Origin of the sequence: Brevibacterium moorei (assembly GCF_024580735.1) — a bacterium.
Lineage (GTDB): Bacteria > Actinomycetota > Actinomycetes > Actinomycetales > Brevibacteriaceae > Brevibacterium > Brevibacterium moorei.
On record NZ_JANIJX010000001.1, the window covers coordinates 184,990 to 200,912 of the forward strand.

A 15,923-nucleotide genomic window follows, 5' to 3' on the forward strand; every position below is an offset into this window, starting at 1 on the left:
GGAGACCAGACCACATGGATACCCGCATCAGCAGCCTGCTGGCCGAGGAGTCCGATCTGCAGCGCAGATCCCGGCAAATCACGCACAGACCTGGCATCGTCCACATCCGCGACACCATGAGCAGGTACTCGGCCCGGCTGGGCAATCAGTTCGCCGCCGCGATCACCTACTTCCTGATCCTGGCGGTACTGCCGATGCTCATGTTCGCCTTCGCCGCCCTGGGGTTCGTCCTCGATGTGGCCCGCCCCGAGTTCATTCCCGTTGTCGAGGACTGGATCGGCAGGCTGGTGCCGGGCCAGGATAAGCTGGTCGACCTGTTGCACTCCTACCTGTCCAATTGGGCCGGGGTGGGCATCCTGGGCATCGTCTCGGCGCTGTACACGAGTCAGGGTTTCATCGGCAATGTCAAGGACGCCGTGCGCGCCCAGCTGACTCCGAACATGGATGACATTCCGAAGGAGTCGTTCGTCCGCCGTTTCCTGACCAACACCCTGACCCTGGTGGGCATCCTCATCGGGGCGGCCCTGACAGTCGCCGCCACCGTTCTCGGCACCGGGCTGGCGACGTGGATCATCGACCGGGCCGCGCTGCCCGGCTGGTTCTACGGCGTGGTGACCCCGGCTGGGCTGCTCATCTCACTGGCCGCCGCCTGGACCCTGTTCTTGTTCATCTTCACCCTGTTGCCGGCCCGGCCGGTGCCCATGCGCACCCGGATGATCGGCTCGGCCCTGGGAGCCGTCGCGCTGACCGTGCTGATCAACCTGGCCACCGTACTGATCGGGGCGTTCTCCTCTTCGCCCACTGCGGCCCTGTTCGGCCCGGTGATCGCGATCATGGCCGTTCTGAACGTGTTCGCCCGGATCATGCTGGTGATCGCGGCGTGGATGGGCACCGGAATCGACGGGCCCACAATCGTCGCCGAGGTTCCCGCCACCGCCCCCGCCATCGCTCCGACGCAGGGGACGCCCGGTCGGCTGCGGCGCTCGACCGAGGCAGTCGCCGCTCTCAGCCTGGGCAGCGGAATGCTGGCGCTCGCCTTCACCGGCCTGTATCGGATCCGCAAAAGCAGTCAAAGTCACATCCCCGGCAGGCGCTGAGCGGAGCACCTGGGGCCGAAACCCGCTTCCACTCCACGTAGAATGGGCCCGACGCATCCTCAACCCAACGAAAGGGACTGACCCGTGAGTGATCTCGCCACAGCGAAGATGCAGGAGTGGACCGCCAAACAGGACGCAGCGGAGCAGCTGCTGCCGATCGTGGGCCGCCTGCACCGGAACAACGAGGTTCTGCTGACCGTGTACGGTCGGAGCCTGCTGAACAAGTCGGTCACCGGCATCATCAAGGCACACCGATACGCCCGACACTTCGATACAACCGATCTGGACCTGGGCGAGACGCTGGCCATCGCCGAAGTACTCGAGACCTTGGACCTGGGCGCGGCCCGGATCGACCTGGGCCGTCTGGCAGCGGGCTTCCGCACCACCGGCGGTGAACTCGCCGACTACCTGCGCTCCGAGCTCGCCCCCGTCGTCGGCGCTCACACCGCCGCCGGTGCCCCCCGCGATGTCGTGCTCTACGGCTTCGGTCGGATCGGCCGACTGCTGGCCCGCATCCTGATCGACCGGGCGGGCAATTCCGGTATGCGCCTGCGCGCCGTTGTGGTCCGCCGCAACAGCGATGACGACATCATCAAGCGCGCCTCCCTGCTGCGCCGCGATTCGATCCACGGCAAGTTCGACGGCAACATCGTCGTCGACGAGGAAGCCGAGACGATCCTGGCCAACGGCGTGCTGATCCAGGTCATCTACTCCAACGATCCATCGACGGTCGACTACACCGCCTACGGCATCGAGGACGCCCTCGTCATCGACAACACCGGTAAGTGGCGCGACGAGGCCGGCCTGTCCAAGCACCTGCAGTGCCCGGGCGCTGCGAAGGTGCTGCTGACGGCACCTGGCAAGGGCGCGCTGAAGAACATCGTCTTCGGCGTCAACAACGATTCGATCACCGATACCGACACGATCCTGTCCGCGGCCTCCTGCACCACGAACGCCATCACCCCGGTGCTCAAGGTCGTCAACGACGAATTCGGCGTGGTCAACGGGCACATGGAGACCGTCCACTCATACACCAACGACCAGAACCTGGTCGACAACTTCCACAAGAAGGAGCGCCGCGGCCGCGCAGCCGGGCTCAATATGGTGCTCACGGAGACCGGTGCCGCCACCGCGGTTGCCAAGGCGCTGCCGGAACTGGCCGGCAAGCTCACCGGCAATTCGATCCGCGTCCCCACCCCGGACGTGTCAATGGCCGTGCTGAACCTCAACCTGGCCAAGGAGACCACCGCAGATGACCTCAACGACTTCCTGCGCCAGGTCTCACTGAACTCGCGGCTGCGCAACCAGGTCGACTACATCGCCTCCCCGGAGGTTGTGTCCACCGACTTCGTCGGGTCCCGGCGGGCGGGTGTCGTCGACGGCCTGGCCACGATCGTCGAGGGCAACCGCGCGGTTCTCTACGTGTGGTATGACAACGAGTTCGGCTACTCCTGCCAGGTTGTGCGCATCGCCGCGCAGATGACCGGGGCAGCGGCCCCGGCCTTCCCTGCACTGGGCTGAGCTAAGAGATGCGCAGGGGGCGCCGCCCCCGTGTCGGCGCCGCGCCCCCTGCGCATGTCCCGGGGATCACGCCCGGGCGTAGCCGCGGGCCACATCGACGGGGTTGAGCAATTCCCCACCGGTCTGGAAGCGCTCCCAGTTCTCGATGAACTGGTCGTTCACGCGCTCCTCGGAATCACGCAGGTCACCGCTCATGTGCGGTGTGATAACGACCCCGGGCGCGTCCCACAGCGGGTGGTCGGCCGGCAGCGGCTCCGGATCGGTGACATCGAGGATGGCCCCGGCAATGGTTCCCGCCTCAAGCGCACCGACGAGGTCATCGGTGACCACGGACGCCCCCCTGCCCAGATTGACCAGTACCGCGTGTGGCGCACAGGCCTCCAGCACCCGGGAGTCGATGAGTCCACGGGTCGCCCCGGTCAGTGGGGCAATGTCGATGATCCAGTCGTATGCACCGACGTGCTCGGCCAATCGGGCGGAATCGACGATGGTCTCGAATTCCGCATCGCCCGCCCTGGCGTGGGTGCCGGCGCCGGAACAGGAGACCCCCACCGCGCGCAGCGCCCTGGCGATCGCGCGCCCGATCGAGCCCACTCCCACGATCAGCGCCGACGTTCCCGCGAGCATTCCGGTGGGTCGGTAGGCCCACTCGTGGGCGGCCTGCTGTCGGGCGAACCGTGCATGCTCCTTGACATGGGCGAACAGGTGGGACAGCACCCATTCGGCCATCGGCTCGTCGAACACTCCCCTGGCATTCGTCACGGCCGCCCCCAGCGCTGCGATCCGGGGATCGCCCAGGTGATCGACTCCGGCTGAGCCGGTGTGAATCCAGCGCAGCCCACCGGCCGTGTCCACGAGCTCGGGGAGCTCGCGGGCGGCCCGTGGGCTGCGGATGAAGAGCACCTCGGTGCCGGGCAGCAGCGCGGCCAGATTGTCCGCGTGCGCCCAGCGCACCTCAGTGCTTAGGCCCGCTAGGCGCGGTGACCTCTGCAGCTGGGGATCCTGCACGATGGTCAGGACCGTCTCCGGGGTTGGCTTCTGTGGCGTCTGCGTCATGCAGTGCCTCCTCGATTGCGTCGGCTGTGGCGGGCCCGTCGCCCACCACCGCCATCGTATTCGTATCGAGGATCTCCCGGTGGGCTTCGGGCGTATCCTGGACGATCTTCGTCGCCAGCGCCTTCTCCTTGACCCACAGCAGGATGATCGCACCGATGAAGGCTGTCGGGCTGACCCACATGAACACCGGGACCAGCGCATCGGCGTAGGCGTGGGTGATCATATCGTGGACAGGATTGGCCAGGGTCTTGACGAAGTCAGGGGTCAACGAGTTCGCCCCGCCACCGGACATGGCCTTGGCGGCCTCGGGTCCCAACTGTTTGAGCCCGTCGCTGAGGTTGTTCGTCAGCCGGTTGGTGAACAGCGAGCCGATCACCGACATCCCCAGGGTCGCGCCGATCTGACGGAAGAAGTTGTTCGAGGCGGTCGCGGTACCGACCATGCTCACCGGGAACGAGTTCTGCACGATCAGCACCAGGGTCTGCATGCCCAGGCCAAGGCCCAGACCCATCACACACAGATAGCCGATCATCACCCAGGCGTTCTGGTCGGCGGTGACGGTGCCCAACAGGACCAGGGCGACGCCCACCAGGGCCAGGCCGATAACGGGGTAGAACTTGTAACGGCCGGTCTTGGACACGAGGAAGCCCACGATGATCGACACCGGCAGCATCACACCGTTCATCGGCACCATCATCAGGCCGGCGGGCGTCGGGGCGATGCCGTGGACCATCTGCAGGAAGGTCGGCAGATAGGACAGGGCGCCGAACATGCCGATACCCACGAAGATGCCGGAGATGGTGCACAGCACGAAGTTCCGGTCCGTGAACAGGCTCATCGGGATGATCGGGTTGTCCACCGCGTTCTCCACGAACACGAAGACGACTGCGCTGGCGACTGCCACGCCCAGCAGGGTGACGATGACCGGGTCAGTCCATTCGTACTGGTGGCCGCCCCAGGCCGTGGCCAGGATCAGCGCCGAAGTGAACTCGGCGATGAGCACCATACCGGCGATGTCGAGCTTGCGGTCTTTGCGCCCGTGGTTCAGGTGCGGAACCTTGAGGAAGATGATCGCCGAGATCAGCGCCAGAATGCCCAACGGGATCATCAACGCGAAGTTCCACCGCCAGCCGGGGCCCTCGGTGATCCAGCCGCCGATCAGGGGGCCGGCGACGGAGGACACCGCGAAGTTCGCGCCCATGATGCCCATGTACTTACCACGCTGTCGGGCAGGCACGACAGCGGCGATGATCGACTGCGAGAGGATCATCAGGCCACCGCCACCGATCCCCTGGAGCACACGGCCCAGGATCAACAGTGCCATGTTGTGGGCGAAGAAGGCCACGATCGACCCGGCCAGGAACACCACAATGGCCGCGATGAAGATGTACTTCCGGTTGAACATATCGGAGAGCTTGCCGTAGATCGGCATCATGATCGTCGAGGCCAGCATGAAGGCCGTGGAGACCCACAGCATCTGATCCACGCCGTTGAGTTCGCCCACGATGGTCGGCAGCGCGGTGCCCAACATGGTCTGGTTGAGCGAGAACATGAGCATCGCGATCATCAGGCCCACGAACAGCAGGATGATGCCGGACTGGCTCATCTCACCGTCGCCCGGGTGCGAGTGCCGCGCCTGCGCCCTCCGGGCAGTTGACTCTGGGGTACTCATTTCATCCTTTCGATGACGGTTTTGAACATGGCCACGGATTCTTCGAAGGCCGAGTCCATCTCCTCTTGATTCAGTTCACGGTCGAGTTCGACCTTCGCGGATCTGAAAGCGTGTTGCAGGGGCACGGTGCACAGCAGGGTGAGCATCCGGGCCAGACGGTCCGCCCGTGCCTCGTCGGCCGGTTCGATCCCGCGGGTCTTGATCCTGTCGCGTACGCCGGCCACGATGTCCTCGTCGAAGCGGCGCACGGCCTCCATGTTCAGCAGGACCAGCTGCGGGTACTGCACCAGCAGTGCACGGACCCGCGGGCGGGTCGCCGAGGCGGGTCCGACGAATTCGAAGGCGTGGCGCACCACGTGGGCGATGTCCTCGGCCAGGTCGTCCCGGCGCGGTTGGAAGTCGCGGATGAAGGCACGCAGCTCACTGCCGTCGGATTCGTGATCCCCCTGGTCGAGGATCGCGGCCTCCTTCGACGGAAAGTAGTTGAAGAAGGTCCGCTTGGAGACCTCGGCGCGCTCGGCGATCTGTGCGATCGTCACCGCGTCGAGGCCGGCATCGCCGACCAGGTCGACGGCTGCGGCGTGGATGGCGTGGCGACGTTCGCGGGTCTTGCGCTCACGCAGTGATTCGCCACAGTCCTCCGGCTCGGAAGGATAACGGGGTTCTGTAGTCACCAGATCATTATGCACGGTATGCAAGTTTGCAGCAAGCGCAAATCTGCAGACCGTGCAAGTTTTAAAGGCAGATCACATATACACCCTGGTCACATGGCCGGTCGGATCACATCTGCTGCCGCAGCCGGGAGCGCTGCACCTCGAGCACTGTGAGCTGTTCGAGCAGTTTCGCACTGGTGGCGGCATCGGCCGGGTCGGTGCGCTGCAGCCGCGAGTGCAGCAAACCGGAGATCCGCACCATGTCGTTGTCGAACAGCCGGGCGACGATCCCCCTGGCGTAGCGTTCGACCCCGTCCTCCCCCTGCGCCGGCAGCGGGGATACCGCGAGTTCGCCCACCAGGGGCCGCAGGTCCTCTCCGGCCGATTGCATCACGGCCTCCGGCCAGGCCGGCCCCACCGCGATCGCCCGGGAGATCCCACCGCAGGACACCATCGCCCGGTGCACCGCCCGCAGCCGCGGATCGCGGAAGGTGTCGGGGCTCAAGGCGTCGAACAGTCGGGCGTTGACGAACTCCGGGCGTTGCAGGGCCACTTGCAGGGCCCCGCGCTCGACCCGGAGAGCGGTGGCATCGGCCGGGGACAGTTCCTCGGCATAGGCCGCGATCGTCTGGGACACCGAACCGGGCGAAGACCCGGGGGCAGCTGCCGGGGTCGGCTCGACCGGGCGGTGCCGTTCCGGTTCCGAACGGCCGGGTGAGCCGTGCCTGCGGGACCGCGCGGCCCGCACCGCCCTGGCGACCTCCGCGGTGTCCACGCCGAGATATCCGGCGACGAAGCGCTCATAGCCCGGGCGCAGCGCAGCATCGCGCAGACCCGCCACCATCGGCGCAGCAGCCCGGATCGCACCCACCCTGCCCTCGACCGTGCCGATGTCGAAGGTGTCCACCACCGAGGTGATGGCGAACTCGACCAGGGGCCTGCGACCGTCGACCAGCTCCCGCACGGCGGCATCGCCCTGGGCCATCCGCAGCTCGCACGGATCCATCCCACCGGGGGTGATGGCGACAAAGGTCTGCGAGACGAACTTCTGGTCCTCCTTGAATGCCTTGAGAGCGGCATTGCGCCCGGCCTCATCACCGTCGAAGGTGAAGATCACCTCGCCGTGGGCGCTAGCGTCATCGCCCATCAGCCGCCGGACGATCTTCACGTGCTCCTCGCCGAAGGCGGTACCGCAGGTCGCCACAGCCTGGGTCACACCGGCCAACTGGGCCGCCATCACATCGGTGTAGCCCTCGACGATGACCACGCGCTTGGTCTTGGCGATCGACTTCTTGGCCAGGTCGAGCCCGTAGAGGACCTGGTTCTTGTGATAGAGGGGGGTCTCCGGGGTGTTGAGGTATTTCGGACCCTGATCGTCGGGCAGGATCCGCCGGGCGCCGAAACCGATGACCCGGCCGGAGACATCGCGGATCGGCCAGGTCAGACGACCGCGGAACCGATCGTAGACCCCCCGCTTGCCCTGGACCACCAGACCGGCCTTGAGCATATCGTCGGTGGTGAAACCGCGCCCGGATAGGTGCCGGGTCAGATTGTCCCAGCCGGGCAGGGCGAAGCCCACCCCGTAGGTCTGGCAGGCGGTCAGGTCGAAACCGCGCTCGCTGAGATAGGCCCGGCCGGGTTCGGCCTGGGGTGCCCCCAGGTTCTCCCGGAAGAAGTCCGCGGCGACCTGGTGCATGTCGATCAGGCGCTGCCTGCTCCCCTGTTCGCGCCGGTCGGGACCCTTGCCATCCTCATAGGTCAGCTGCAGTCCGGCCTTCTCGGCCAGCCGTTCGACCGACTCGGTGAAGCTCAGGCCCTCGACCTTCTGCAGGAAGGTGAACACATCACCGGACTCCCCGCACCCAAAGCAGTGGTACAGGCCCATACTGGGGCGCACGTGGAAGCTCGGGGTGCGCTCATCGTGGAACGGGCACAGCCCCTTGAGCGAGTCGACACCCCCGCTGCGCAGGCTCACATGGTCACCGACCACCTCGTCGATGCGCGTGCGGGCGCGGACCTCGTCGATGTCCTCGCGCCGGATCAATCCCGGCATGTGCACTCCTTCCGCGCTCGCGCGCCCCGTTCCATTCCCCGCAGACCCCACCGCGCCCCGGCGCGGCTCACAACAGGCTGCCGGTGTCGTTCTGCATCGTGTGGTAGTGCGCCCAGGCCGAATGATCGGTCAGGGTCGCCACCTGGTCGACGACCACCCGCAGCCGCCCGGCGTCGTCCGCGGCGTCCCGATGGTCGAGGAAGAACATCCTGTCCATCGCCTCCGGGCGCTCCGCGAAGTACTCGCACAGCTGCCCGATGACCCGTGCCTGGATCCGCTGCAGCCGCAGGCGGTCCTGGGCGACCATGACGGTCACGGTGGCCAGCCCCTTGAGCACCGCGATCTCGATCCTGGTGTCGTCTGGAACGATCAGCCGGCCGTCGTAGCGGCCCAGCGGCTCCCAGCCGTAGACCGCGTGGGTCGCGGCCTCCGCGGCACCGGCGAACCGTCCGATCAGCTGGCTGGTCATATGCTTGAGCGCTGCCTGGGCGCGGCGGGAGCCGTCGAACTCGCCGTGGGGCCAATACGGTTGCGCGCGCAGCCGTTCGAGCGCCGCCAGCAGTGGGGCGTCCTCGATCTGGGGCAGATACCACTGCCTGGTGATGTCGAGCAGACCGGCCAGGGCATGATCGTTGCGGTAGGCGTCCAGGTCGAGGAAGCCCGAGTTGATCGCGTCCTCGACGTCGTGCACCGAATAGGAGATGTCGTCGGCCAGATCCATCAACTGGGCCTCGATGCACCTGCGCCCATCGTCGCGCCCCGCGCGGACGAAGTCGAAGACCTCCCGATCGTCGGCGTAGACGCCGAACTTCCTGATCGTCGCACTGGCGGTATCCGGCGTGGGCGCCGCGGAGCGCGGCCAGGGATATTTGATGCACGCGTCGAGGGTGGCGCGCGTCAGGTTGAGGCCGGCGGGCCGGCCGCCGGAGCCGAGCACCTTGGGTTCGAGCCGGGAGAGAACGCGCAGCGTCTGCGCATTGCCCTCGAATCCGCCGATGTCGCGGGCGATCTCGTCGAGCACCGCTTCGCCGTTGTGGCCGAAGGGCGGGTGTCCCAGGTCGTGGGCCAGGCAGGCGGCGTCGACGACATCGGGATCGCTGCCCAGGTAGCGGGCGAGTTCGCGGCCCACCTGTGCCACCTCGAGTGAATGGGTCAGGCGGGTGCGCACGAAGTCGTCACTGCCCGGCGAGACCACCTGGGTCTTCGCGCCCAGCCGACGCAGGCCCGAGGAGTGCAGGACGCGCGCCCGGTCCCGTTGGAACGCGGAGCGGCGCGGACTCTTCTGCGGTTCGTGGACCCAGCGCGCCCGGTCGTCAAGGCTGTAGCCCGCCACGCCCTGGGGCAGGGCGCCCGGCATCGCGGTCATCCCTCAGCCCCCCGAAACGTCGAGTTCGGCCTCGGCCAGGTCGGCCCGGTGCTCCTCGTGCAGGGTCCGGGAGTCCAGCCATCCTTCGGGCAGGTGCGGCTTCTTCGCCCGCGAGGTCCGCCCGCGCGAACCCTCGGCGTCGGCACCCGGATAGGGGGCATCGAGGTCGAGGCGCTGCAACAGGCCGCGCAGCTCGTCCAGCGAGGACACCTTGGCCAGCTGCGAGCGCAGCTCCCCACCGACCGGGTAGCCCTTGAAGTACCAGGCGATGTGCTTGCGCAGATCGCGCACTCCCATGAATTCGTCCTGGTAGTGCTCCATCAGGTAGACGCCGTGCCGGTAGACGGTCTCGGCGACCATCCGCAGATCGGGGCGGATCCGCTGTTCGGAACCGCGCAGGGCATAGGCCAGATCGCCGAACAGCCAGGGTCGGCCCATGCAGCCGCGGCCCACCACGACGCCATCGCAACCGGTTTCGGCCATCATCGCCCGGGCGTCCTCGGCGGCGAAGATATCGCCATTGCCCAGGACCGGCACCCGGTCGCCGATGAGGTCCTTGAGGCGTGCGATCGCCTCCCAGTCGGCGTGGCCGGAGTACAGGTCGGCGGTGGTCCGCCCGTGCAGGGTGATGGCCGCGACCCCGGCCTCGGCGGCGATCGGGCCGGCCTCCAGGTAGGTCAGATGGTCCGCGTCGATTCCCTTGCGCATCTTGACGGTCACCGGTACATCGCGGCGGGAGGCCTCGCGCACGGCCGTGGTGACGATATCGGTGAACAGGTCGAGCTTCCACGGCAGGGCGGACCCGCCGCCCTTGCGGGTGACCTTGGGGACCGGGCAGCCGAAGTTCAGGTCGATGTGGTCGGCCCTGTCCTCCTCGACGACCAGCCGCACCGCCTGGCCGATGGTCTTCGCATCGACTCCGTAGAGCTGAATCGAGCGCGGGGTTTCGAAGGGCTCGTGGTGGATCATCCGCATCGTCTTGGGATTGCGTTCGACCAGGGCGCGGGTCGTGACCATTTCGGTGACGTAGAGGCCGGCTCCGTACTCCCGACACAGCCTGCGGAAAGCGGTATTGGTGATGCCGGCCATTGGTGCCAGGACGACGGGAGAGCTCAGCTCGATGTTCCCGATGCGCAAGGCCGGTTGCCGTCCGGGCGCGGCGGCCCCGGAGGATGCTTCGATGGTCTGATACGAGGTGGTCACACCCCCATTATCCACCGCGCGTCAAATGCCCGTCTTAGTATGCGGATGAATCGCCGTACCAGCATTCGGACGGCGCCGTGAGCGGTCGGCGAGACGAACGTAGATTGATCGAAATCCTCCGCCGCATATCCCTTTTAGCAAGGAGTCCCTATGACAAGCGCACCCTCTGCGCTGACCACGTCCGACCGGATCTCGGCCGGCCACATGATGATCAAGGCCCTCGAGGCCCACGGAGTCGAGCGCGTCTTTGTCGTCCCCGGCGAAAGCTACCTCGACATGCTCGATGGGCTCTACGACTCCTCGATCGAAGCGGTTGTGTGCCGGCACGAGGGAGGAGCGGCCTATATGGCGGAGGCCGTCGGCAAGCTCACAGACACCCCCGGGGTGGCGATGGTCACCAGGGGCCCCGGGGCCGCGAACGCTCATGTGGGCCTGCACACCGCCTGGCAGGATTCGACCGCCATGGTGCTCTTCGTCGGGCTCATCCCCTTCGAACACCGGGAGAAGGAGGCCTTCCAGGAATTCGATCCGAAGGCCTGGTTCGAGACCGGCGCCAAGCGCGTGATGGTCCTGGACCATCCGGAGCGCGCCAGCGAGATCGTTGCCGAGGCTATGTTCGCAGCGCAGTCGGGACGGCCGGGACCGGTGGTCGTCGGCGTCCCCGAGGACATTCTGCGGATGGGCAACGACGGAGTCATCCACCCCACCATCCCGGTGGCCGAGGGCGGAATGACCGTGGATGACTGGAAGGCACTCAATGCCTCCCTGTCCAGGGCCGAGCGGCCCCTGTTCGTCTTCGGCGGCAACGATTGGGATACGGACACCGCACAGGACTTCACCGCCTGGCTCGAAACCCACAATCTGCCGGCGGCCGCCGAATGGCGCTGTGAGGGCACGGTCCCCTTCGACTCCCCCAGCTATGTCGGTCCGCTGGGCTACGGCCGGCCCAAGCAGACCAGGCGGCTCTTGGACGACTCGGACCTGTTGGTCTTCGTCGGCACGGTTCCCGGTGACGTCGTGACCGACGGGTTCCGCAACCGGCAGGCCTGGGACAAGGAGAACTTCATCGTCACCATCGACCCGGCGCTGCGCGGTCGGTCGGGCCCGGTGACCAAGCAGATCGTCGCCAAGCCGGCCTCCTTCGTCCGCGATCTGGTCAGGATGGACCTGCCGGTCCAGAACTCCTGGCGGGAATGGACCTCGGGGCTGCGCGCCGAACAGCAGGTCTTCGCCTCCCTGCCCGATGCCTCGACCGCGGGGCCGGCGACCATGGACGCCCTGATGGCGCACCTGGTGCCGCGCCTGGACGCCGATGCGATGGTCACCTTCGGTGCCGGCGAGCACACCAACTGGGCACACCGGTATTTCCCGACCCGCGGCTACGCCTCGATGATCTCGGCGCGCAATGGCTCCATGGGGTATTCGATCCCCTCGGCCGTGGCCGCCTCCCTGCTGTATCCCGAGCGCCAGGTGATCTCGATCGCCGGCGATGGGGAGTTCCTGATGAACGGGCAGGAACTGGCAACGGCTTCCCAGTACGGTGCCCACCCGCTGGTCGTGCTCATGGACAACCAGGAGTACGGCACGATCCGCACCCACCAGGAACGCGAGTATCCGCACCGGGTCTCCGGGACTCAGCTGCACAATCCTGACTTCGCCAAGCTGGCCGAGGCCTACGGCGCCGTCGGGATCCGCATCGAGCACAATGCCGACCTGCCCGCCGCACTCGACACCGCCTTTGCGACGATCGCCGAAGGACGCACCGCGCTCATCCACCTCGTCGTAGCCCAGCGGCAGAAGGCCTACTGAGCGCCGGTGGGACAGCGCGGCCCCGGTACGCCTGAACTTCAGGCGTACCGGGGCCGCGTCGTTCGCGCCGTGCTCAGCGCACCGCTGTGCCCTTGGCGCTTTCGGTCTTGGCCGCCGTCTTGCGCTGCAGACGGCGTTCAAGCCAACTGGCCAGGCCCGCGATGAGCATGTTGAGAATGATGAACAGGACCGCGCCGACGATGAAGGTCGGCAGCAGGTTCTGATAGTTCCGCCCGATCTGGTTGACCTGGTAGAGCAGGTCCTGATAGGTCACGATATAGCCCAACGCCGAGTCCTTGAGCAGGACGACCACCTGGGCGACGATCGTGGGCATCATCGCGCGGAAGGCCTGCGGCATGAGCACCAGGCGCATTGTCTGGGAATCGCGCAGGCCGATCGACATGGCCGCCTCCCGCTGCCCGCGTGGGACCGCGACGATTCCGGCCCGGATGATCTCCGCGAGCACCATGCCGTTGTACAGCGCCAGACCGCCGACGACGGCGACGAACGGAGTGGTGGAGAACATCAGGTACAGCGCGAAGATGAGCAGCAACACCGGCACGCCGCGGAAGAACTCCAGCAACGCGGTCGCGGGCACCCGGATCCAGGCCCGGCCGGATAGCCGCAGCAGGGCGAAGACCACGCCGATGACCAGGGCCAGCAGAGTCGCGATGACCGCCGCCTTGATCGTCGACCACAGACCCTTGAGCAGTGCCGCCTGGATCACCGAATAGGTGAAGGGGCTCCACTTGGCGCCGGTCAACTGGCCCGCCGCACCGAACCGGTAGACGATATAGGCGATGATCCCCAGGATGGCCAGTGCGGACACGATCGACAGGATGACGTTGTTGCGCCGGCCCTTGGGCCCGGGCGCGTCGAACAGCACGGTGGTGGGGGCGCTCATCGTACGATCACCCACTTCCTTTCCAGATACGTGAACAGTCTGCCCAGGATGAGCGAGAGCAGCAGATAGGAGACGGCGGTGGCCAGCAGGATCACGATGGTCAGATCGCCGCGCAGCTCGATCGCCCCGCGCATCGCGGAGATGAGTTCGCGGTTGTTGAACCCCGAGGCGATCGAGGTGTTCTTCAACATCGCGATAAGCACACTGCCCAGCGGCGGGATAACGGTGCGAAACGCCTGGGGCAGGACCACGAAGCGCAGCGTCTGGCCGAATTTCAACCCGATCGACCGCGCGGCCTCGGCCTGGCCCACCGGCACCGTGGAGATCCCCGAGCGCAGGGTTTCGGCCACGAAGCACGAGGTGTAGGCGATCAGCGCCACCGTCGCCATGAAGAAGGAATTGATCCCCGCGTCCTTGCTGGCGCGGATCTCCAGGAACGGCAACCCGAAGACGCAGAAGAACATGACCAGGGTCAACGGCGTATTGCGGACGACGTTGACATAGGCTGCGGAGGCCGCGCGCAGGACCGGGGTCGGAGAGACCCGCATGGCGGCGAGTACCGTACCGCCGAGCAGAGCGCCGACGGCGGTGATAAGGAAGAACTTGACGGTTCCCCACACACCCGAGGCGAAGAGGTCGAATAGTGCTGCAGTGTTCACGTCTGACCTTCGGTGTCGATTACGGAAAGGGGCCGTCCCCGGCCGGCCGGAGAGCATGCTCGGCCGGCCGGGGACGGTTCAGGTTGGGCAGTGGGCCTCAGTACCGGTCCACCTTGGGCATCTCCACTCCGTCGGTGGAGCCCAGGGTCGCCTCGAATGCCTGCTTCCAGACCCCGTCGTCCTCGGACTTCTCGATCGCATCGTTGACGGCACCGCGCAGTGCACTGTCGCCCTTTGGCAGGCCCACCCCGTAGGGCTCCTCGGAGAAGGGCTTGCCCACGACCTTGAACTTGCCGTCGGACTGCGCCGCATAGCCGCGCAGGATCGCGTCGTCGGTCGTCACCGCGTCCACCGATCCACTCTCCAGATCCGTCACACACTTGGAGTACGTGTCGTAGGTGACCAGCTGCGCCTTGGGGTAGTCGGATTTGATTCGCTGAGCCGGGGTCGAGCCGTCGACCGAGCAGACCTTCTTGCCGTCGAGGGATTCGGGCCCGGCGATGTCGGAATCGGCCTGGACCAGCAAATCCTGGCCCGCGACGTAGTAGGGACCCGCGAAGTCGACGACCTTCTTGCGCTCGTCGTTGATCGTATAGGTCGCGATCACCAGATCGACCTTCTTGTTCTGCAGGAAGGGTTCGCGATTCGCCGAAACGGTCTCGACCCAGTCGATCTGATCGGGTCCGAAGCCCAGGGACGCGCCGATCATCTTGCCCATCTCGATGTCGAAACCGGCCGGCACGTCCGACCCGGGAGTGACATTGCCCAGGCCGGGCTGGTCCTTCTTCACCCCGATCTTCAGTTTGCCCGCCTTCTTCGCAGCTTCCCAGGTCTTCGATCCGTCCAGCTTGACGTCGTCGGCGACTGTATAGGTGGGGGCGGCCGCGGAGCCGGATGCGCCGCCGGCATCGGGGGTGCCGGACTGGCCGCAGGCGCTCAAACCCAGCAGGGCGATGGCGGTTCCGGCGATGATTGTACTCAGGCGTTTCATCTGTTTCTCCTTCATTGGAATCGGTTGCGGGACGGGGTCGGGCCGATCAGTGGCCGAGGATCTGGGCCAAGAACGTCTGCGCACGCTCCGAGCGAGGATTGGTGAAGAACTCCTCGGGCGTGCCCACCTCCACGATCTGCCCATCGGCCATGAACACCACCCGATCCGCGGCCTTGCGCGCGAACCCCATCTCATGGGTCACCACCACCATCGTCATCCCCTCCTTGGCCAGGCCCACCATCACATCGAGGACCTCGTTGATCATCTCCGGATCCAAAGCCGAGGTCGGCTCATCGAAGAGCATCACCTTCGGCTTCATCGCCAAAGACCGCGCAATCGCCACACGCTGCTGCTGCCCACCGGAGAGCTGCGCGGGATACTTCTGCGCCTGATGATCCACCCCCACCCTGGCCAACAACTCCATCGCCTCGGCCTCGGCCTGTGCCTTCGACAGCCGGCGCACCCGGATCGGACCCAGGGTCACGTTCTCCAGAATCGTCATATGCGCGAACAGATTGAACGACTGGAAGACCATGCCGACCTCCGAGCGCAGATTCGCCAACGCCGCGCCCTCGGCCGGCAGAGGCGCACCATCAACGGAAATCGTGCCCGACTCGATCGTCTCGAGCCGGTTGATCGTCCGGCACAGGGTGGACTTGCCCGACCCCGAGGGCCCGATCACCACCACCACCTCGCCGACATGGATGTCGAGGTTGATGTCGGTCAGGGCATGGAAATCGCCGTAGTACTTCTCAACGTGGTCGATGCTCACAAGGACGGGGCGGGAATCCTGATCACTGGTGGGGGTGTGGTCCATGACACTGATACTAAACCACGTGTGACGGATTTTACAGTTGGAGTACAGGTCGCGTGCAGGCCGGGCACAGACACAGCGGGCCCCGGTATCCCGCTATGGGATACCGGGGCCCGCTGCAGCGT

Annotated in this window: 13 protein-coding genes; 3 read left to right on the top strand and 10 right to left on the bottom strand. The window is 66.4% G+C overall.

Features of this window, described 5'->3' with window-relative positions:
• The first annotated feature begins 14 nt into the window (after positions 1 to 14).
• Entirely contained in the window at positions 15 to 1,097 is a 1,083-nt protein-coding gene (locus NQ034_RS00880; protein ID WP_257046499.1) for a YhjD/YihY/BrkB family envelope integrity protein, read from the top strand.
• Between the two features lie 84 nt (positions 1,098 to 1,181).
• Positions 1,182 to 2,618: a glyceraldehyde-3-phosphate dehydrogenase gene (locus tag NQ034_RS00885; RefSeq protein WP_257046500.1), complete on the top strand. Its 1,437-nt coding sequence runs from the start codon at positions 1,182 to 1,184 to the stop codon at positions 2,616 to 2,618.
• A gap of 66 nt (positions 2,619 to 2,684) precedes the next feature.
• Here NQ034_RS00885 and NQ034_RS00890 read toward each other — a convergent pair whose 3' ends face one another.
• The 6 genes from NQ034_RS00890 to dusB all read right to left on the bottom strand — a co-directional run bounded on the left by NQ034_RS00890 (position 2,685) and on the right by dusB (position 10,621).
• The gene (locus NQ034_RS00890; protein WP_257046501.1) at positions 2,685 to 3,674 is read right to left on the bottom strand and encodes a D-2-hydroxyacid dehydrogenase; all 990 of its coding nucleotides are present in this window, start codon (positions 3,672 to 3,674) and stop codon (positions 2,685 to 2,687) included.
• Entirely contained in the window at positions 3,574 to 5,346 is a 1,773-nt protein-coding gene (locus NQ034_RS00895) for an MDR family MFS transporter (protein ID WP_257046502.1), read from the bottom strand. Before NQ034_RS00895 ends, NQ034_RS00890 begins: the two co-directional genes overlap by 101 nt.
• Entirely contained in the window at positions 5,343 to 6,020 is a 678-nt protein-coding gene (locus NQ034_RS00900; RefSeq protein ID WP_257046503.1) for a TetR/AcrR family transcriptional regulator, read from the bottom strand. Before NQ034_RS00900 ends, NQ034_RS00895 begins: the two co-directional genes overlap by 4 nt.
• A gap of 106 nt (positions 6,021 to 6,126) precedes the next feature.
• Positions 6,127 to 8,052, bottom strand: coding sequence for a DNA primase (gene dnaG / locus NQ034_RS00905; RefSeq protein WP_257046504.1), 1,926 nt, complete (start codon positions 8,050 to 8,052; stop codon positions 6,127 to 6,129).
• A gap of 67 nt (positions 8,053 to 8,119) precedes the next feature.
• The gene (locus NQ034_RS00910; protein ID WP_373566572.1) at positions 8,120 to 9,418 is read right to left on the bottom strand and encodes a deoxyguanosinetriphosphate triphosphohydrolase; all 1,299 of its coding nucleotides are present in this window, start codon (positions 9,416 to 9,418) and stop codon (positions 8,120 to 8,122) included.
• A 3-nt stretch (positions 9,419 to 9,421) separates the two neighbouring features.
• Complete coding sequence (dusB, locus tag NQ034_RS00915; protein ID WP_373566573.1) at positions 9,422 to 10,621, bottom strand: tRNA dihydrouridine synthase DusB; 1,200 nt, start codon at positions 10,619 to 10,621, stop codon at positions 9,422 to 9,424.
• 150 nt (positions 10,622 to 10,771) lie between these two features.
• On the opposite strand from dusB, the gene NQ034_RS00920 reads away from it, so the two are divergent.
• Positions 10,772 to 12,430 (top strand): thiamine pyrophosphate-dependent enzyme, encoded by a 1,659-nt coding sequence (locus NQ034_RS00920; protein WP_257046505.1) that lies wholly within the window; start codon positions 10,772 to 10,774, stop codon positions 12,428 to 12,430.
• 73 nt (positions 12,431 to 12,503) lie between these two features.
• On the opposite strand, the gene NQ034_RS00925 is transcribed toward NQ034_RS00920, so the two are convergent.
• The 4 genes from NQ034_RS00925 to NQ034_RS00940 all read right to left on the bottom strand — a co-directional run bounded on the left by NQ034_RS00925 (position 12,504) and on the right by NQ034_RS00940 (position 15,801).
• The gene (locus tag NQ034_RS00925) at positions 12,504 to 13,334 is read right to left on the bottom strand and encodes an amino acid ABC transporter permease (RefSeq protein WP_257046506.1); all 831 of its coding nucleotides are present in this window, start codon (positions 13,332 to 13,334) and stop codon (positions 12,504 to 12,506) included.
• Positions 13,331 to 13,993, bottom strand: a complete 663-nt coding sequence (locus tag NQ034_RS00930; RefSeq protein WP_257046507.1) for an amino acid ABC transporter permease — start codon at positions 13,991 to 13,993, stop codon at positions 13,331 to 13,333. The genes NQ034_RS00925 and NQ034_RS00930 overlap by 4 nt, the downstream gene beginning before the upstream one ends.
• A 97-nt stretch (positions 13,994 to 14,090) precedes the next feature.
• Positions 14,091 to 14,984, bottom strand: a complete 894-nt coding sequence (locus NQ034_RS00935; RefSeq protein WP_257046508.1) for a glutamate ABC transporter substrate-binding protein — start codon at positions 14,982 to 14,984, stop codon at positions 14,091 to 14,093.
• A gap of 46 nt (positions 14,985 to 15,030) precedes the next feature.
• A complete protein-coding gene (locus tag NQ034_RS00940; RefSeq protein ID WP_257046509.1) occupies positions 15,031 to 15,801 on the bottom strand; it encodes an amino acid ABC transporter ATP-binding protein in 771 nt (256 codons plus the stop codon).
• Between the last annotated feature and the right edge of the window lie 122 nt (positions 15,802 to 15,923).

Bases quoted from the DNA above. Each gene is read 5' to 3' on its own strand.
- NQ034_RS00880 (WP_257046499.1), top strand. From the start codon at position 15: ATGGATACCCGCATCAGCAGCCTGCTGGCCGAGGAGTCCGATCTGCAG.
- NQ034_RS00890 (WP_257046501.1), bottom strand. From the start codon at position 3,674: ATGACGCAGACGCCACAGAAGCCAACCCCGGAGACGGTCCTGACCATC.
- NQ034_RS00895 (WP_257046502.1), bottom strand. From the start codon at position 5,346: ATGAGTACCCCAGAGTCAACTGCCCGGAGGGCGCAGGCGCGGCACTCG.
- dnaG (WP_257046504.1), bottom strand. From the start codon at position 8,052: ATGCCGGGATTGATCCGGCGCGAGGACATCGACGAGGTCCGCGCCCGC.
- NQ034_RS00910 (WP_373566572.1), bottom strand. From the start codon at position 9,418: ATGACCGCGATGCCGGGCGCCCTGCCCCAGGGCGTGGCGGGCTACAGC.
- NQ034_RS00920 (WP_257046505.1), top strand. From the start codon at position 10,772: ATGACAAGCGCACCCTCTGCGCTGACCACGTCCGACCGGATCTCGGCC.
- NQ034_RS00925 (WP_257046506.1), bottom strand. From the start codon at position 13,334: ATGAGCGCCCCCACCACCGTGCTGTTCGACGCGCCCGGGCCCAAGGGC.
- NQ034_RS00935 (WP_257046508.1), bottom strand. From the start codon at position 14,984: ATGAAACGCCTGAGTACAATCATCGCCGGAACCGCCATCGCCCTGCTG.
- NQ034_RS00940 (WP_257046509.1), bottom strand. From the start codon at position 15,801: ATGGACCACACCCCCACCAGTGATCAGGATTCCCGCCCCGTCCTTGTG.